The organism is Amphritea sp., from assembly GCF_050300915.1.
Taxonomy (GTDB): Bacteria; Pseudomonadota; Gammaproteobacteria; order Pseudomonadales; family Balneatricaceae; genus Amphritea.
This window is the reverse complement of record NZ_JBNKYN010000035.1, coordinates 26,223-41,032: the sequence shown is the minus strand read 5'-3', so window position 1 is coordinate 41,032 and position 14,810 is coordinate 26,223. Positions and strand designations below refer to the sequence as shown.

At 51.0% G+C, this 14,810-nt stretch carries 17 protein-coding genes; 2 read left to right on the top strand and 15 right to left on the bottom strand.

Annotated elements, in window-relative coordinates; all coding sequences use genetic code 11:
• Positions 1 to 99: 99 nt before the first annotated feature.
• Complete coding sequence (locus ACQY8X_RS11075; protein WP_428035202.1) at positions 100 to 861, bottom strand: SURF1 family protein; 762 nt, start codon at positions 859 to 861, stop codon at positions 100 to 102.
• A 21-nt stretch (positions 862 to 882) separates the two neighbouring features.
• Between ACQY8X_RS11075 and ACQY8X_RS11070 the strand changes: the two genes are divergently transcribed.
• A complete protein-coding gene (locus ACQY8X_RS11070) occupies positions 883 to 1,125 on the top strand; it encodes a twin transmembrane helix small protein (RefSeq protein ID WP_428035201.1) in 243 nt (80 codons plus the stop codon).
• Here ACQY8X_RS11070 and ACQY8X_RS11065 read toward each other — a convergent pair.
• The 9 genes from ACQY8X_RS11065 to ubiM form a co-directional block, all read right to left on the bottom strand.
• Entirely contained in the window at positions 1,099 to 1,983 is an 885-nt protein-coding gene (locus ACQY8X_RS11065) for a cytochrome c oxidase subunit 3 (RefSeq protein WP_428035200.1), read from the bottom strand. The genes ACQY8X_RS11070 and ACQY8X_RS11065 overlap by 27 nt on opposite strands.
• Positions 1,980 to 2,558, bottom strand: coding sequence for a cytochrome c oxidase assembly protein (locus tag ACQY8X_RS11060; RefSeq protein WP_428035199.1), 579 nt, complete (start codon positions 2,556 to 2,558; stop codon positions 1,980 to 1,982). The genes ACQY8X_RS11065 and ACQY8X_RS11060 overlap by 4 nt, the downstream gene beginning before the upstream one ends.
• Before the next feature lie 8 nt (positions 2,559 to 2,566).
• Complete coding sequence (gene ctaD, locus ACQY8X_RS11055; RefSeq protein ID WP_428035198.1) at positions 2,567 to 4,171, bottom strand: cytochrome c oxidase subunit I; 1,605 nt, start codon at positions 4,169 to 4,171, stop codon at positions 2,567 to 2,569.
• A gap of 4 nt (positions 4,172 to 4,175) precedes the next feature.
• Positions 4,176 to 5,291, bottom strand: coding sequence for a cytochrome c oxidase subunit II (gene coxB / locus ACQY8X_RS11050; RefSeq protein WP_428035197.1), 1,116 nt, complete (start codon positions 5,289 to 5,291; stop codon positions 4,176 to 4,178).
• A 461-nt stretch (positions 5,292 to 5,752) separates the two neighbouring features.
• Positions 5,753 to 6,343: a sulfite oxidase heme-binding subunit YedZ gene (locus ACQY8X_RS11045; RefSeq protein WP_428035196.1), complete on the bottom strand. Its 591-nt coding sequence runs from the start codon at positions 6,341 to 6,343 to the stop codon at positions 5,753 to 5,755.
• A complete protein-coding gene (msrP, locus tag ACQY8X_RS11040; protein ID WP_428035195.1) occupies positions 6,343 to 7,365 on the bottom strand; it encodes a protein-methionine-sulfoxide reductase catalytic subunit MsrP in 1,023 nt (340 codons plus the stop codon). The genes ACQY8X_RS11045 and msrP overlap by 1 nt, the downstream gene beginning before the upstream one ends.
• A 32-nt stretch (positions 7,366 to 7,397) precedes the next feature.
• Positions 7,398 to 8,192, bottom strand: coding sequence for a CDP-diacylglycerol--serine O-phosphatidyltransferase (gene pssA / locus ACQY8X_RS11035; protein WP_428035194.1), 795 nt, complete (start codon positions 8,190 to 8,192; stop codon positions 7,398 to 7,400).
• Between the two features lie 137 nt (positions 8,193 to 8,329).
• A complete protein-coding gene (locus tag ACQY8X_RS11030; RefSeq protein ID WP_428035193.1) occupies positions 8,330 to 9,070 on the bottom strand; it encodes a type 1 glutamine amidotransferase in 741 nt (246 codons plus the stop codon).
• Between the two features lie 144 nt (positions 9,071 to 9,214).
• Positions 9,215 to 10,420, bottom strand: a complete 1,206-nt coding sequence (gene ubiM, locus ACQY8X_RS11025) for a 5-demethoxyubiquinol-8 5-hydroxylase UbiM (RefSeq protein ID WP_428035192.1) — start codon at positions 10,418 to 10,420, stop codon at positions 9,215 to 9,217.
• Between the two features lie 235 nt (positions 10,421 to 10,655).
• Between ubiM and ilvY the strand changes: the two genes are divergently transcribed.
• A complete protein-coding gene (gene ilvY, locus ACQY8X_RS11020; RefSeq protein ID WP_428035191.1) occupies positions 10,656 to 11,528 on the top strand; it encodes an HTH-type transcriptional activator IlvY in 873 nt (290 codons plus the stop codon).
• A gap of 51 nt (positions 11,529 to 11,579) precedes the next feature.
• Here the strand turns inward: ilvY and ACQY8X_RS11015 are convergent, their stop codons facing one another.
• The 5 genes from ACQY8X_RS11015 to ilvN all read right to left on the bottom strand — a co-directional run bounded on the left by ACQY8X_RS11015 (position 11,580) and on the right by ilvN (position 14,809).
• The gene (locus ACQY8X_RS11015; protein WP_428035190.1) at positions 11,580 to 12,476 is read right to left on the bottom strand and encodes a DMT family transporter; all 897 of its coding nucleotides are present in this window, start codon (positions 12,474 to 12,476) and stop codon (positions 11,580 to 11,582) included.
• The gene (locus ACQY8X_RS11010; protein WP_428035189.1) at positions 12,473 to 12,862 is read right to left on the bottom strand and encodes an acyl-CoA thioesterase; all 390 of its coding nucleotides are present in this window, start codon (positions 12,860 to 12,862) and stop codon (positions 12,473 to 12,475) included. The genes ACQY8X_RS11015 and ACQY8X_RS11010 overlap by 4 nt, the downstream gene beginning before the upstream one ends.
• 64 nt (positions 12,863 to 12,926) lie before the next feature.
• Positions 12,927 to 13,511, bottom strand: a complete 585-nt coding sequence (gene phnN, locus ACQY8X_RS11005; RefSeq protein WP_428035188.1) for a phosphonate metabolism protein/1,5-bisphosphokinase (PRPP-forming) PhnN — start codon at positions 13,509 to 13,511, stop codon at positions 12,927 to 12,929.
• A 112-nt stretch (positions 13,512 to 13,623) separates the two neighbouring features.
• Positions 13,624 to 13,857, bottom strand: coding sequence for a hypothetical protein (locus ACQY8X_RS11000; protein WP_428035187.1), 234 nt, complete (start codon positions 13,855 to 13,857; stop codon positions 13,624 to 13,626).
• 460 nt (positions 13,858 to 14,317) lie between these two features.
• Positions 14,318 to 14,809, bottom strand: coding sequence for an acetolactate synthase small subunit (ilvN, locus tag ACQY8X_RS10995; protein ID WP_428035186.1), 492 nt, complete (start codon positions 14,807 to 14,809; stop codon positions 14,318 to 14,320).
• Between the last annotated feature and the right edge of the window lies 1 nt (position 14,810).

The window sequence follows — 14,810 nt, the reverse complement described above, 5'->3', positions numbered from 1 at the left end:
CGCCGAAGATAGCAATCCTCACTCCGGCCTCATCCGCTCCCGCGCCACCCGCGGCGCCCCACACCAGCCAGAAAACAGTTCGGGGATAATGCCGATGACTCATATCTCCTCCTTACGCGGCCAAACCAGCCAGCTGCAACCACCCATCAGCACTATCGCCAGAGCAAACCATTGGATCGCATAGCCGAGATGCCGCTCAGGTGTCATATTGACTACTGGCCAGCCGACACTCAGCCCTGACAGCAACGGTTTATCAATACGGATAACCGCCGGGTATAAGCCCGGATGTCGCAACGCTAATCGATCCATATCCAACTGTTGTATTCTCACCCGCCCACTCGCCTGCCACTTGTCAGGACGGAGCTGAATGGTCTGCGACGGGATTGCAAGCCTGCCGGTTATAGTTTGAGACCCCAAAGGCAGACGGATCTCCGGCAGCTGATCCCGGTACTCACTTGCGGCAATCCATCCCAGATTAATCAACACCACCGGGTGTTTAGTAGTTGCATCAATATCGGGCTTAAACGGCACAATCACTTCATAGCCTGTGCGCCCACCCCGGGTACGATTATCCAGCAGGTAGATAATGCCACTGATAAATTGCCCATGAAGATTAACGCCGACCGGTTCAATACTTTCCCGTTCAGGCAGCCCAGTCAGGTCTGTACGTGCACTGTTCCAGCGGTCCAGTAACTGCTGTTTCTCATCCGCCCGCTGTAGTTGCCACACGCCCAGCCACAGCAACAGAGGAATCAGCAACAGCGCAAGAATCGCCATCAGCCACTTGCTAACGGGTATCTGCTGAACTTTACTCAAATGAGGTCTGCGCATAGACGCTTCATTCATAACCACTTTACTCATACACCGACCTGAGCACTGCATATGTTAAAGACTGCGATTGTTATCATCTTTATTCTTATCATCATCACCCTCTTCGCGGGTCTCTACTTTTTGCTGAAAGATCAGAGCCGCTCGCGGCGCACCGTTAAATCTCTGGCGTTGCGGGTCTCCCTGGCGGTGCTTTTACTCATCATCATCCTTTTAGGCTTCTACACCGGGGAGCTGAAACTGCGAACCCCGTTCCCACTAGCGCCCTCATCACAACAGGTAGACAAACAGAAATAGCCCGACCCAGACCACATCAACAAAATGCCAATACCATGACACCGCTTCGAAACCAAAATGATGATCTGGCGCAAAATGCCCACGTATCACCCGCAACAGAATAATCAGCAGCATCAGCGTACCCAGCGTCACATGCATCCCATGGAAACCGGTGAGTATGAAGAAGGTTGCACCATAGATACCTGCATGCAGGGTTAGCCCGAGCTCATGATAGGCTTCTGCATACTCCACTGCCTGAAACACCAGAAACGCTGTCCCCAGGGCGATAGTGAGTACCAACCACAAAATCACCTGCGGGCGACGATCCTGCTTTAAACGGTAATGAGCGAAGGTCACCGTGATGCTGGAACTCAACAACAACAGGGTATTCACCAACGGTAAGTGCAGAGGATCAATAACCCCCTCGGGACCGGGATAGGCGGTCATATCCGGCGTTTTCATCAGCGGCCAGGTTGCCTCAAACCCCTGCCACAACATATTGGCGACGCCTTTCTCACCCTCTCCGCCCAACCAGGGAACAGAGAGATTTCTAACGTAAAACAGCGCACCAAAGAAAGCGGCAAAAAACATGATTTCAGAGAAGATAAACCAGCTCATTCCCCAGCGAAACGAACGATCCATCTGATCAGAGTAGAGCCCTTTGCGGCTCTCATCGATCACATGGCCAAACCAGCCGGTGAGAATCAGCCCCATACACAGCGCACCGACTACTAAAAGACTCAACCCAAGAGCTCCGCCGGTATTAGCACTCAACGCGTTGATCAGCGTCCCGGCGCCATAAGCGATCAGAAACAGAGACACCGATGCCAGGATAGGCCAGCGGCTTTGAGCCGGAACATAATAAGCCTGAGTACTCATAGAACACTCCTTGCCGGCACAGCGAAGACGCTGCTCACCGGCCTGGGTTCGGGGGTAATATCGAATAATGTATAGGAGAGAGTGATGGTGGTGATGTACTTAGGTAGTTCATCATCCACCATAAATACCAATGGCATTGCGCGCTTTTCGCCTGCGGCAAGCGGCTGCTGCTCAAAGCAAAAACAGTTAACTTTGTGTAAAAAGGGAGCCGCTTCAGAGGGGGCAACACTGGGTATCGCCTGCGCGACCATGTTGCTGCTGGTTGGGTTAAAAGCCATGAAAGCGGTTTGCGTCATCTCTCCCGGATGAACCGAAATCTCAGCCAACTGAGGATGCAGTCGCCACGGCATCGACTCATTGTTAACCGCCAGAAACTGCACCCGCACTTTGCGCTTATCATTAATCGGATATTCCTGCGTCAACACACCAGTGTTCTGCAGTTTGCCATTCAAACCGGTGATATCGCAGAACACGTCATACAGTGGTACCAGCAAAAAACCAAAACCAAACATAAGCACGGCACCCGCTAACAGTTTTATTAACAAAGAGCGATTACGCTGCTGCAGCTGATTCATGATTCACCTCAGCTATTATCTTTGTATGGATGTTTGAATACTGGAGGCTCAGTGAACGAGTGATAGGGTGGCGGAGATGGCAGTGTCCACTCCAGCCCATGACTGCCCTCCCAGACTTTATCCGTCGCTTTTTTACCGGAGCGGATACAGCTAATGATGTTATAGACAAAGAGTAACTGGGAAAAACCAAACAGGAATGCCCCAAACGTTGCCACCATATTAAAGTCGGCAAACTGCAGTGCGTAATCAGGAATTCGGCGTGGCATGCCTGCCAGACCAAGGAAGTGCATCGGGAAAAAAGTCACATTCACGCCGATAAAGGAGAGCCAGAAATGCAGTTTCCCCATCGACTCGTTATACATATGCCCGGTCCATTTAGGTAGCCAGTAGTACGCCGCTGCCATGATCGAGAACACCGAGCCCGGCACCAGTACATAGTGGAAGTGAGCCACCACAAAGTAGGTGTCGTGATACTGGAAATCAGCAGGAGCGATCGCCAGCATCAATCCGGAAAAACCACCAATGGTAAACAGCACAACGAATGCCAGGGCAAACAACATCGGCGTTTCAAAAGTCATCGAGCCACGATACATGGTGGCAACCCAGTTAAACACTTTGACGCCGGTCGGCACCGCAATCAGCATCGTGGAATACATAAAAAACAGCTCGCCCGCCAACGGCATACCCACAGCAAACATATGGTGCGCCCAGACGATAAAGGACAGTATCGCAATCGAAGCGGTGGCATACACCATCGAGGTATAACCGAACAATCGCTTGCGGGCAAAGGTAGGGATAATCTCGGACACCACACCGAAGGCTGGCAGGATCATGATATACACCTCAGGGTGGCCGAAAAACCAGAACACATGCTGAAACAGCACCGGATCACCACCACCAGCCGCATCAAAAAAACTGGTGCCGAAATGGATATCCATCAGCATCATGGTCACCACCCCAGCTAAAACCGGCATTACCGCAATCAGAAGAAAAGCGGTGATCAGCCAGGTCCAGACAAACAGCGGCATATCCATCAGTTTCATACCTGGCGTGCGCATGTTGAGAATGGTGGCGATCACATTGATCGCTCCCATAATCGAACTGACCCCCATCATATGCACGGCGAAAATGAAAAATGTCACGCTGGGAGGCGCATAGGTGGTTGATAGCGGGGCGTAAAAAGTCCAGCCAAAATTGGGACCGCCGCCCTCCATCAACAGCGTGGAGAGCATCATCGTAAAGGCAAAAGGCAAGATCCAGAAGCTCCAGTTATTCATCCGCGGCAAGGCCATATCCGGCGCACCAATCATCATCGGAATCAACCAGTTTGCCAGCCCGACAAAGGCTGGCATCACCGCACCGAACACCATAATCAGCCCGTGAGACGTGGTCATCTGATTGAAGAACTCGGGCCGGACCAACTGCAACCCCGGCTGAAAAAGCTCAGCCCGGATAGTCAGTGCCATGCAGCCACCGATAAAGAACATCGTCAGACTGAACAAAAGATAGAGCGTACCGATATCTTTATGATTCGTAGTGTAAAGCCAGCGGGTGATACCTGTGGCAGGGCCATGATGACCTGTGCTGTGAAGCGGTTGTTCTAAACTACCCATCACCCTACTCCTTCAACAATTCACTGATTTGCTGAACCGTAACCATGCCACCCTGATTACCCCAGGAATTTCGTTCGTAAGTAATCACTGACGCCAGATCGACCGCATTGAGCTGCTCGCCAAAGGCTTGCATCGCAGTTCCAGACCGACCATGCAGCACCACATTGATATGTTCTGCCGGATTGCCGGTCATCAGCGGACTGCCTGCCAGCGCCGGGAAGACTCCGGGAATCCCCTGTCCTTCCTGCTGATGGCAGGCTGCGCAAGTGCATTTATAAACCTGTTCCCCTCTGGCCATCAGTTCGGTCTGGCTCATCTCTTTCTGTACTGATTGCGCTTCAGCCACTTTCAGGCTGGCCTGCTCAGCGACCCACAACGCATAATCGTCCTGAGACTTCGCCTCAACCACGATTGGCATAAAACCATGATCCCTACCACAGAGTTCAGCACACTGTCCGCGGTAGATTCCCGGCTCATCCACCCGCGTCCAGGACTCATTCACAAACCCAGGAATAGCATCTTTTTTCACCGCCAACGCTGGCACCCACCAGGAGTGGATGACGTCATTTGAGGTCAGCAAAAAGCGAATTTTCTTGCCAACAGGAATCACTAACGGCTTGTCTACCTCAAGCAAATAGTGATCCCCCTTAAGCTGCTCATTACTGATCTGCTCCTGAGGGGTTGCGAGGGAACTGAAAAAATCGATATCCTGATTAAGATATTTATAACGCCATTTCCACTGATATCCGGTGATCTGAATATCAATATCCGCGCTGTTTTTATCGTACATCTGAATCAGGGTGGTGCTGGCTGGAACCGCCATAGACACGAGGATAATCACGGGCACAATAGTCCAGATGATCTCAACCCAGGTACTTTCGTGAAAATGCGCAGCCTTCACTCCACGGGATTTTCGATGCCAGATAATCGACCAGAACATAACGCCGAATACCACAACGGCAATGGCAACGCAGATATAGAAAATAATCATATGCAGGTTGTAGACAGAGCGACTGATCTCCGTTGCCCCCTCAACCAGATTTACCTGCCACTGTGCTGCAACCAGCGGCGCATAAAAAAGTCCAGCCAGAAACAGGACCCTTCCTATACGTCGAATCATCCCCAGGTCTCCTTGCTGCTGAATATTCAACAGCGGTACACCAAGCCTAAAAATGATCCCTTTTAGTCCACGACAATATCCCAGCTGATCACTTGGTTATAAGCCAGTATAGCAGCAGATTTCAGAGTGCAAGGGGAAAGTTCGGCACACACAGAAAGTACAGGGGCGCAAACATGCCGCCCCTGTAGGAGAGAGAAAAACTTCAGCTTATTCTGAAAACTGCCTACCCTGCCAACGTCGTTAAAAGCCAGAACAGCAGCGTAATTAGCGCTACCAGAAAGACTGCCAAAACCAGCAGACTTGGCCACACAGACTTCATCGGGAGGTTATATCGCCGCTCCCGTTCGTCAGGTGGTTTGGTGAATACCATGCACCATAATTTATGAATCCTGGCTATCCAGTTAATCAACAGCAGCAGTTTGTCAGAGAATCGGCTCGGATACATAGGCACCGCTCCTCTATTAACTGCGCCTTTTAAGATATAGTCGATAGCCCAGTAAAAGAGCTAATAAAATTGCAAAAATAAGTTGCTGAAAGAAGTCAGCCCGGATCTGCCAGAGGAAGTGAAGCATCACCAAAAGACTGGCAGGATAGATAAGAAGGTGCAGTTTTTTCCAACGTTTACCGAGGCGACGCTGCATCCCCTGGGTTGAGGTCACCGCCAGCGGCAACAGCAGTAACAACGCTAATGAGCCTACCACGATATAAGGACGTTTAGTCAGTTCAGTTATCAGGATATCCCAGCGCCAGCCCAGTAAAAAGGTGGCAAACGCCAGCAGGTGCAGCAGCGCATAGAAGAAAGCATAGAGCCCGAACATTCGCCGGTAGCGAGCCAGCCAGCGCCAGCCAAATAGCTTTCGCGCCGGGGTCACCGCCAGTGTCAGCCATAGCCAGCACAGCGCCCAGAAGCCAAGTTCTTTAACAATATATTTTGCCGGATCAGCCCCTAGATCATTGCTCAGAAGCCCTTCCAGCAACAGCCCCAACGGCAACAGCAATAACAGAAAAATCAGCCACCAGCGAATCAACCCGATACGCTCTACAGCTGTCATCAAAACCACTTGGTCAGATCCATCCCCTTGTAAAGGTGGGCAACCTGATCTGCATAGCCATTAAACGGCAGTGTATCGACAATATCCGGTGTTAACAGCGAAGAGGGCAAACGCCGTTCAGTAGCCTGAGACCACCGCGGATGATCAACCTCAGGGTTAACATTGGCATAGAAACCATACTCATCCGGGGCAATATCATTCCAACTGGTTGCGGGCATCGTTTCACTGAAGTGGATACGGACAATCGATTTAATCGACTTAAACCCATACTTCCAGGGCACCACTAACCTTAATGGCGCGCCATTCTGGGGAGGCAGTGCATTACCATACAGGCCCACCGCCATCAGCGTCAGCGGGTTCATCGCCTCATCCATTCTCAGCCCCTCAACATAGGGCCACTTTATCGTGCTAAAAAAACCGCGCTGTCCCGGCATCTGGTCTTTGTCCACCAGGGTAGTGAACTGCACATATTTTGCTTTGGATGTTGGCTCAAATCGTTTAATCAGATCAGCCAGAGGAAACCCTAACCAGGGGATCACCATCGACCAGGCTTCAACACAGCGCAGTCGGTAAATCCGCTCTTCCAACGCATGAGGGGCAAGAATATCTTCCAGATTATAGTTGCCCGGCTTAGCCACTTCACCGCTGATCTCAACCTTCCAGGGGTCGGTAACAAATTCCTGGGCATTGCGCACCGGATCCCGTTTGTCGGTGCCAAACTCGTAGAAGTTATTATGAGTTATCACATCATAATAAGGGGCCAGAGTCTCACGGGTCGAAAACTCGTTATTACGTAGCGCATCCGCAAGTTTCTGCTGCAGCCATACAGGCCCTTTATAACGGGGCAGATCCGCAGGAATATCATATTCTGCAGCACCGGCCAGAGAGGGAAAACCCACCATTGGAATTGCCGCAACAGACAGCGCCGCTTGCATAAAACGGCGCCGCTCACGATAGACCGATTCTGGGGTAATCTCAGATGGCAGGATCGGTTGCGATATCCCGGTTTTATAACGTTTCAAAGCGTTTACCTCCTGCCATAGAACATAGCTGTTTAACTGCTGAGTGATTTACGTTTACGCAGTAACCATAAAACCGGACCAGAGAGGGTATAACCCAACAGCAATAACCAGAGGAAGATTGGCGGGCTGATAGAGATAACACCGATGGTCAACACAATCACCAGCAAAATCATAAAAGGGATCTTACCCTTCGGATCCACATCTTTGAAACTGTAGTAAAGCACATTACTGACCATGAGTACGCCCATCAGGGCAACATAGATAGCGATCGGGAAGACAAAACCACTGACATCAACATCAAACTCGACACAGGCCCATACCAGACCCGCAACTGAGGCCGCTGCCGCAGGGCTGGGCAAGCCGATAAAGTAACGCTTATCCACAGAACCGATCTGCGTATTAAAACGCGCCAGTCGCAGGGCTGCCCCGGCAACATAGATAAAGGCGCAGAACCAGCCAAACTTACCGGCACCGCTGAGTGCCCAGCTAAAGGTTACCAGCGCTGGCGCGACACCAAATGAAACCATATCGGACAGTGAGTCATACTCAGCGCCAAACGCGCTCTGAGTGTTGGTCAGACGGGCCACACGTCCATCCAGACCATCCAGTACCATGGCCACAAAGATCGCAATCGCAGCATTATCAAACACACCGTTCATACCGGCGACAACCGCATAAAAACCACAGAACAGCGCGCCTGTGGTGAACAGATTGGGGAGCAGATAGATCCCGCGACTGCGGGGCTTGGGGTCAGTCTGATCCGGGCATGCCTGTTCCGGATCGGATTGTTCAGATGGTTCCGGTTTGTTTACCTGTGGGTCATTCATAGAGCTATTTACACCAATGGATTAACAAAATGTTCCGACATTCTACTAACCCATATACGGGAAAGCTATCGGTACAGAAAAGCTCTCCTACCCGAGAGCCACGACAACACGCCGCTGCAACATACCGCTGCAGCGAACTACCCGAGTTTTAAAAGCACCCGGTCGACAAATTTTCGCACCAGAATATTCGATTCCGGCGTGTCGACCGCCGAGTTTAAGATCTGCTCCAGCTGGCCATCACCCTCGGTATAGTGGGATTTATAAAAGGTCAGCCGCTCAATCAGGGTGGCTTTATCAACCTCAGGATGGAACTGAAACGCCCAGAAGGGTTTCCCCTTTAGTTTGAAGCTGTGAACACACTGGTCGGTATAGGCAAGCAACCGACAACCCGGGGGTAATGTTTCAGCGTATTGCCGGTGCACTGAGACAGCGGCAAACTGATCCGGAGTGTCATGATAAAGCAGATCATTCCTGGCCGTTTCTGCCAGAGTAATGGGGATGGCACCTATCTCGAAGCCAGTATCTTTGTGCAGGATCTCTCCGCCCAGGGCAAGTATCGCTAATTGGAAACCAAAACAGGACGCAAATACCGGCTTACCGGTTTCGCCACAGTGACGAATCAGATCCTTGCACCCACTGATAAACACATACTGTTCCGGTTGCAGAACATCCGCTTCACTGGCACCGCCGACCAACAGAGCATCATACTCATCAGCAGCCGTTACCGGAAAACCCGGTGTATCAAATACGTTGAGGATCTCGATCTGCCGGGGCGCGACACCACAATATTCAGCAAAGCTATGGTGCTCTTCCCGGCGTACCTGCTCGCCATCACGGATCTGCAGTAGCAGAATTCTGAGTTGCTCACGGGTTTTCATAACAGGACATCTTAGTCTTCATTCTCAGTTCTACGGAATAACGTTAAGAATACCCTGCTAAGTTGAAGACTCAATAGAAAAAGGTCGATTGTGATAGAAACACCCCGTTGTTCACCGTTGTCCGGCCACTGCGATCTCTGCCCGCTACTTCAGGCCCGGCAGAAAGAAGGGGATATCGATCTTCTTCTCTGTCAGTTTGCGGGTGATCACCTGTTTCAGCGGTGCAAAGTTATTGGCAATTCTCAGTGTCGCCTTACGGGCAATTTTTGCCGCAAAATTATCATTGGTGAACAGCCCGACCACCAGGTTAGTGCCCATGTACAGCGGCTTGGTGACCCGCATATGACTGCTCTGATATTTTTCCAGTACAGAGTGAGAACCAATATCCAGCCCCTTAGACAGTGCGTGTTTAATCTCTTTGGTCAGGGTTTCCTGGCTGCGTAAACCCAGATTAAATCCGTGTGCGGTAACCGGATGCATCCCCACCGCCGCATCACCAATCACCGCGAACCGACGGCTGATAAACTTATTCGCATGTACAGCCACCAGCGGATAAAGGTGACGGCGTCCGTAGAGCTTCATGCTGCCTAGTTGCCCCTGCAAACGCTGCTCAATATCTGCGGCAAACGCCTCTTCACTCATATTGAAAATAGTGTCTGCCTCAGCACTGGAGACGGTTACCACGATAGAGGACAGATTACCGGTCATCGGCAGAATAGCCAGCGTTCGGCCATAGTGAAAACACTCAAACGCAGTCTGATTATGAGGCCGGGTATGTTCCATCCGGCATACAATCGCGGTGCGGGAAAAATCTTTCATGGTTGCCGGAACACCCATTTTACGACGGGTTTCAGAGAAGCGACTGTCGGCGGACACCAGCAGATCACACTCAATCCGTTCACCATTGGACAGCATAACCCAGGCATTCTCGGCACTGCTGCCAACATCTTCCACAGAGATCTCGGTCAGCAGTTCAACGTTCTCAATCCCCTCGACAACCTCAAAATACGCCTTACGAATTTTATCGTTGGGCACCAGATAACCAAGAGCATCGAGCTCAGTATCGTGGTTATCGAAATCCAGGGTATAGCTGGAGTTTCCATCCAGCACTTTTGCAGCACAGATCGGTGAGATATCTTTGTCGGCCAGCTGTTGCCAGGCTCCTGAGGCTTTCATCATCTCAATCGACAGGTGCGTCAGCGCGATCTCACGGCCATCTTCCGGAGGCTCACGCAGAGTCGCGAGGGATGATCGTTCCACCAGCAGCACTTTCAGGGAAGTATCCCCCAGTGAACGGGCAAAACTCAGCCCGGCCGGACCTGCGCCAATTATTACGATGTCATACTTCATACCGAACCTCAGGGCGAACAAACGCCATTGCAACGTGAATATGACCGCAAACAGTACCGGCAATAGCGACAGATTTCCCTAATCCAGATCAAGCCTGTCAGAAAAAGCAGATTGTTAACATGACCAGGAACTGTTTTTTACCTCTCATCCAGGCGGCACAAATCTATATTGCAGTTACAGATATATATGTGAAAATACATTTCAGATACTGCAACGCACTGAATGTGAGTACGCTATGGACACCCGCTCTCTTAAATTTTTTATCAGCCTCTGCGACACGCTTCACTTTGGCCGTGCCAGTGAAGCCTGCCACATCAGCCCTTCCGCACTGACCCGGTCAATTAAGCAACTGGAAGACACTCTGGGAGTACAGCTGTTCGACCGGGATAACCGCACGGTCAGCCTGACCCGGGAGGGAAAACGTTTTCAGGAGTATGCCCGGGAAGCACTGATCGAATGGGATGTAATACGCAATGCGCTGCTGCAAGGCGCGCAGGAGTTGCAAGGGGAGATCAGTGTCTATTGTTCGGTGACCGCCAGTTACAGTTTTCTCTATGAGATTCTCAGCAACTTTCGCAGGCAGTACCCCAAAATTGAAATCAAGCTGCATACCGGCGATCCCGAAAGTGCGATTCAGCGGGTGCTCAGTGGAACCGATGATATCACCATTGCTGCCCGGCCCGACAGCTTCAACGCCAGCCTGGCATTCAAACATATCGCCACCTCGCCACTGGTGTTTATCGCGCCACAACAGGATATCCAGCTGGACTCGATATTAAGCGGCACCCCCGACTGGTCAGCGGTACCGATGATTCTGTCCGAAGAAGGGGTATCGCGCAAACGGATCGACCAGTGGTTTAAAGCCCGGCAGAGCAAACCGCTTATCTATGCTCAGGTGGCCGGTAATGAGGCGATTGTCAGTATGGTCAGCCTGGGGTTTGGCGTGGGAGTTGTCCCCAGGATAGTTCTGGATAACAGTCCACTGGCCGAGCGGGTCCGTATCCTTGATATTGAGCCAGAACTGAAAGCTTACGACGTTGGCCTGTTCGCACTGAAAAAGAAACTACAGAGTCCGCTGATCGACGCATTCTGGTCACAGATCCGCTAGAGCTCTTTACTACCGGGACCATTTCCACAGCGGGGCATCGCTAGAAGCGGGTTACTCTGCTACCACCCGTTTACCCGGTTTATTGACCAGATAGATACCCAGCGCCACCAGCAACAATGCCCCGAGCATATCGAGTGAGAGCTGTTCATCCAGAATCAACCAGGCAAACAGCACCCCAAACAACGGGGTCAGAAAGGTAAAACTGGCAATCTTCGCTGCCGGATAGTGACTCAGCAGCCAGAACCAGGCCAGATAACCCGCAAACGCCATTAACACCGTCTGGAACAACAGCGACCCAAGCACCAGCGAAGTCAGGTTGGTTATCCCCGGCTCATTCAACAACCATGACAACAGTGGCAACACCAACGCAGACACAACCAGCTGATAGAGCAGCACCCGTGAGGGTGACTGATGCCGCTGAGGTGAGGCTTTCAGCACCACCGTGGTGGCGCCCCAGAAAAACGCCGCTGCCAACGCCAGGCTATCACCCAATAATGAAGCTTCTCCATCAAGGGAATCCCTGAAGGCGAAGAAAACACCGGCAAAGGCGATTAACAGACCGACAACCTGCACCCTCTTCAACGACTCATCCGGGACAAACAGATGCGTACCCAGCGCCACAATAAAGGGAGAGGTATAAAGAAAAATGGTGGTATGAGACGCCGTCGTCAGACTCAGTGCGATATAGATCAATAGAAATTCGATGGCAAACAGCACACCTAATAATACCCCCCACCAGAAAGCACCATCACGGCGAAAGATTTGCTCGCCGCGAAACACCATCCACAGCATCAACAGCAGCGAGGCACCAACGGAACGCAGACCCGCCTGCAACAACGGCGATATCCCCTCAAGGCCAAACTTCACCACCACCTGATTGAAGCCGAACAGCATGCACAGCCCCACCAGCAGCACGATGGCGGGGGTATCAAAGGCGGATTTAATCATGCACTGAACAGCGCATCAAATTCTGGGGGAAGATAGGGCCGCCCACGCTGATTCAATGCAGCACCGACGACCAGGCCGGCAACACAGACCTTTTCATCCGCAAGACGGACAACCTGCTGACGAAAACCAAACCTCGCTTTTCCCACCCGTTCCAGCGCAACCTCAACCCGAAAGCGGTCACCACTTTTCAGTGAGGCTTTGTAGTCCAGTTCAGCACGAATGACCACCAGATTGATCCCGGCCTCAGCTAAGGCCGAAAAACTGATACCATTTGCTGTCAGAAACTCATGTCGGGCGTGTTCCAGATAGTTAAAATAAACACCATTATTGACGATACCCTGCATATCCAGTTCATAATCCCTTACGCTCATCTCTATACTGAACATTGCAAACCTCCAGGACAAAAAAAGAGGGTGCGATCATAGCACCCTCCCTAAAATCAGTCATAACTTAGTGTGTTGAACGGGCAGCCTTAACCGAGTCTGGCGCCAGAGACTCTATCAGTTTCAATAACGCGTCCACACCTTCCTGCAGATGTGCATTATTATCGATCAGCATAATATTTTCCGGCAGACTATCAACAAACTGGCGGTGTCGGTTCAACCTCTTAGCGATCTCGGCTTCGGTTTCACGGCCTCGCTGAATCAGTCGCTGCTGCAGTATCGCTTCATCCACCTCAACCAGTACCGGAATCAGATTCGGATAGGCATGCATCGCAATTTGCAGATACTCCCGCGAGCCGTTGATAACGACATTGATCCCTTTCGCCAGCCAGTTATCGATCTCTGAACCGATGCCATAGCTATAATCATGGGAATACCATTGCATGGCAAACATCCCCATCGTGGCACGCATATCAAACTCTTCAGGAGACAGGTGGATATGATTCTCACCGCCAACATTAGGCGCACGAGTGATATAGCGATGGGCAACAAAACAGCAATGGTTTGGCTGCAGGCGCTGGCGGCACCCCTCAAGCAAGCTGTCTTTACCACTGCCTGAAGCGCCGACCAGATAGAGCAGTTTTCCACTCATAGGATGATCTCTGAATACTATAGTCGGTTATTTTGAGACCAAGAGTAATACGCTTAAATTTGAAACGCCAGTATTGATTACCTCCGCAGCGGATCACAGGAACGATATAGCGTCAGGCAAGCATCTCCTGTTCAAATACAATAACGTAGGTATCATCCCAACGGGGGAATAAACCAGACTGCCACCACATAGGTTGCTGACGATAGCGGACCAAGTGCTCTTCTGCCGGGTTGGCGTAACGGCTGATATCGCTGACACTGGCTGCATCTGCAACAGTATTAACAACAGTGACTGTCACTGTAGCAAGTACACAGGCCAGCAGAACCAGCCTCAAAGAACCGATCATATAACCTCCTCAGACCGGTACTCTGTTAATAGACTTCCTGACTCTGTCGTCAGGACACCGCAGGTTCCCTGTGTCACCGATCTGCATCCCCGTGTTTAATTTCCGGAGGACTATTAATTATAGTCTGAATAGCAGATTCGCCAGAAAATTTCAGATTTTTTCATCTTTTATATGAGCAAAGTCCGGTAGCCCCAGGCAACAAGAATCCGCTGCAGTAAGTCTGAATACCTGACGCGAAAAGGCATAGAAAAAAATTTCACCACAGATAACACGGAGAAAAGCTACTCATCAGATTTTCTCTGTGCTCTCTGAGTCCTCTGTGGTGAGTCTGTTTTTGATGGTGGGAATGACTGCAGAATATAACTCGACCAATATCTGCCATGATGAAATCCTTGCGCAGTAAAAAAAAGAGCCGCTTTGTAAGCGGCTCTTTATAGTAACGGTCAACAAAGCCCGAATATCAGAGGCTTAACACCTTTTCACCACGGGACAGACCGGAGACACCGGTACGCACCACTTCCATAATATTAGTGGTACCCAGCGTCTCAATAAAGGCATCCAGTTTGTCACTGGCGCCAGTCAGCTGAACCGTATAGGTGTTCGGCGTTACATCGATGATCTGGCCACGGAAAATATCCGCCGTCCGTTTGATCTCTGCACGCATCTGCCCAGTCGCCTTCAGTTTGATCATCATCAGCTCGCGCTCAATATGATCACCTTCGGTCAGATCCACCACCTTCACCACATCGATCAGCTTATTCAGCTGCTTAGTGATCTGTTCAATCACCCGGTCACTACCGATAGTCGTGACGGTCAGACGGGAGAGAGTTGAATCTTCTGTTGGCGCAACCGTCAACGACTCAATGTTAAAGTTCCGCTGGGAGAACAGACCCACAACCCGGGACAGTGCACCCGGCTCGTTTTCCATCAACACAGAAATAATATGTCTCATG

Coding starts and splice junctions, on each gene's coding strand:
- ACQY8X_RS11030 (WP_428035193.1), bottom strand. CDS start 9,070: ATGAAAACCCGTGAGCAACTCAGAATTCTGCTACTGCAGATCCGTGAT.
- ACQY8X_RS11000 (WP_428035187.1), bottom strand. CDS start 13,857: ATGATCGGTTCTTTGAGGCTGGTTCTGCTGGCCTGTGTACTTGCTACA.
- ilvN (WP_428035186.1), bottom strand. CDS start 14,809: ATGAGACATATTATTTCTGTGTTGATGGAAAACGAGCCGGGTGCACTG.
- ACQY8X_RS11010 (WP_428035189.1), bottom strand. CDS start 12,862: ATGTTCAGTATAGAGATGAGCGTAAGGGATTATGAACTGGATATGCAG.
- ACQY8X_RS11015 (WP_428035190.1), bottom strand. CDS start 12,476: ATGATTAAATCCGCCTTTGATACCCCCGCCATCGTGCTGCTGGTGGGG.
- ACQY8X_RS11070 (WP_428035201.1), top strand. CDS start 883: ATGTTAAAGACTGCGATTGTTATCATCTTTATTCTTATCATCATCACC.
- ACQY8X_RS11065 (WP_428035200.1), bottom strand. CDS start 1,983: ATGAGTACTCAGGCTTATTATGTTCCGGCTCAAAGCCGCTGGCCTATC.
- ilvY (WP_428035191.1), top strand. CDS start 10,656: ATGGACACCCGCTCTCTTAAATTTTTTATCAGCCTCTGCGACACGCTT.
- phnN (WP_428035188.1), bottom strand. CDS start 13,511: ATGAGTGGAAAACTGCTCTATCTGGTCGGCGCTTCAGGCAGTGGTAAA.
- ACQY8X_RS11045 (WP_428035196.1), bottom strand. CDS start 6,343: ATGACAGCTGTAGAGCGTATCGGGTTGATTCGCTGGTGGCTGATTTTT.
- ctaD (WP_428035198.1), bottom strand. CDS start 4,171: ATGGGTAGTTTAGAACAACCGCTTCACAGCACAGGTCATCATGGCCCT.
- ubiM (WP_428035192.1), bottom strand. CDS start 10,420: ATGAAGTATGACATCGTAATAATTGGCGCAGGTCCGGCCGGGCTGAGT.
- coxB (WP_428035197.1), bottom strand. CDS start 5,291: ATGATTCGACGTATAGGAAGGGTCCTGTTTCTGGCTGGACTTTTTTAT.
- ACQY8X_RS11075 (WP_428035202.1), bottom strand. CDS start 861: ATGAGTAAAGTGGTTATGAATGAAGCGTCTATGCGCAGACCTCATTTG.
- pssA (WP_428035194.1), bottom strand. CDS start 8,192: ATGAATGACCCACAGGTAAACAAACCGGAACCATCTGAACAATCCGAT.
- ACQY8X_RS11060 (WP_428035199.1), bottom strand. CDS start 2,558: ATGAATCAGCTGCAGCAGCGTAATCGCTCTTTGTTAATAAAACTGTTA.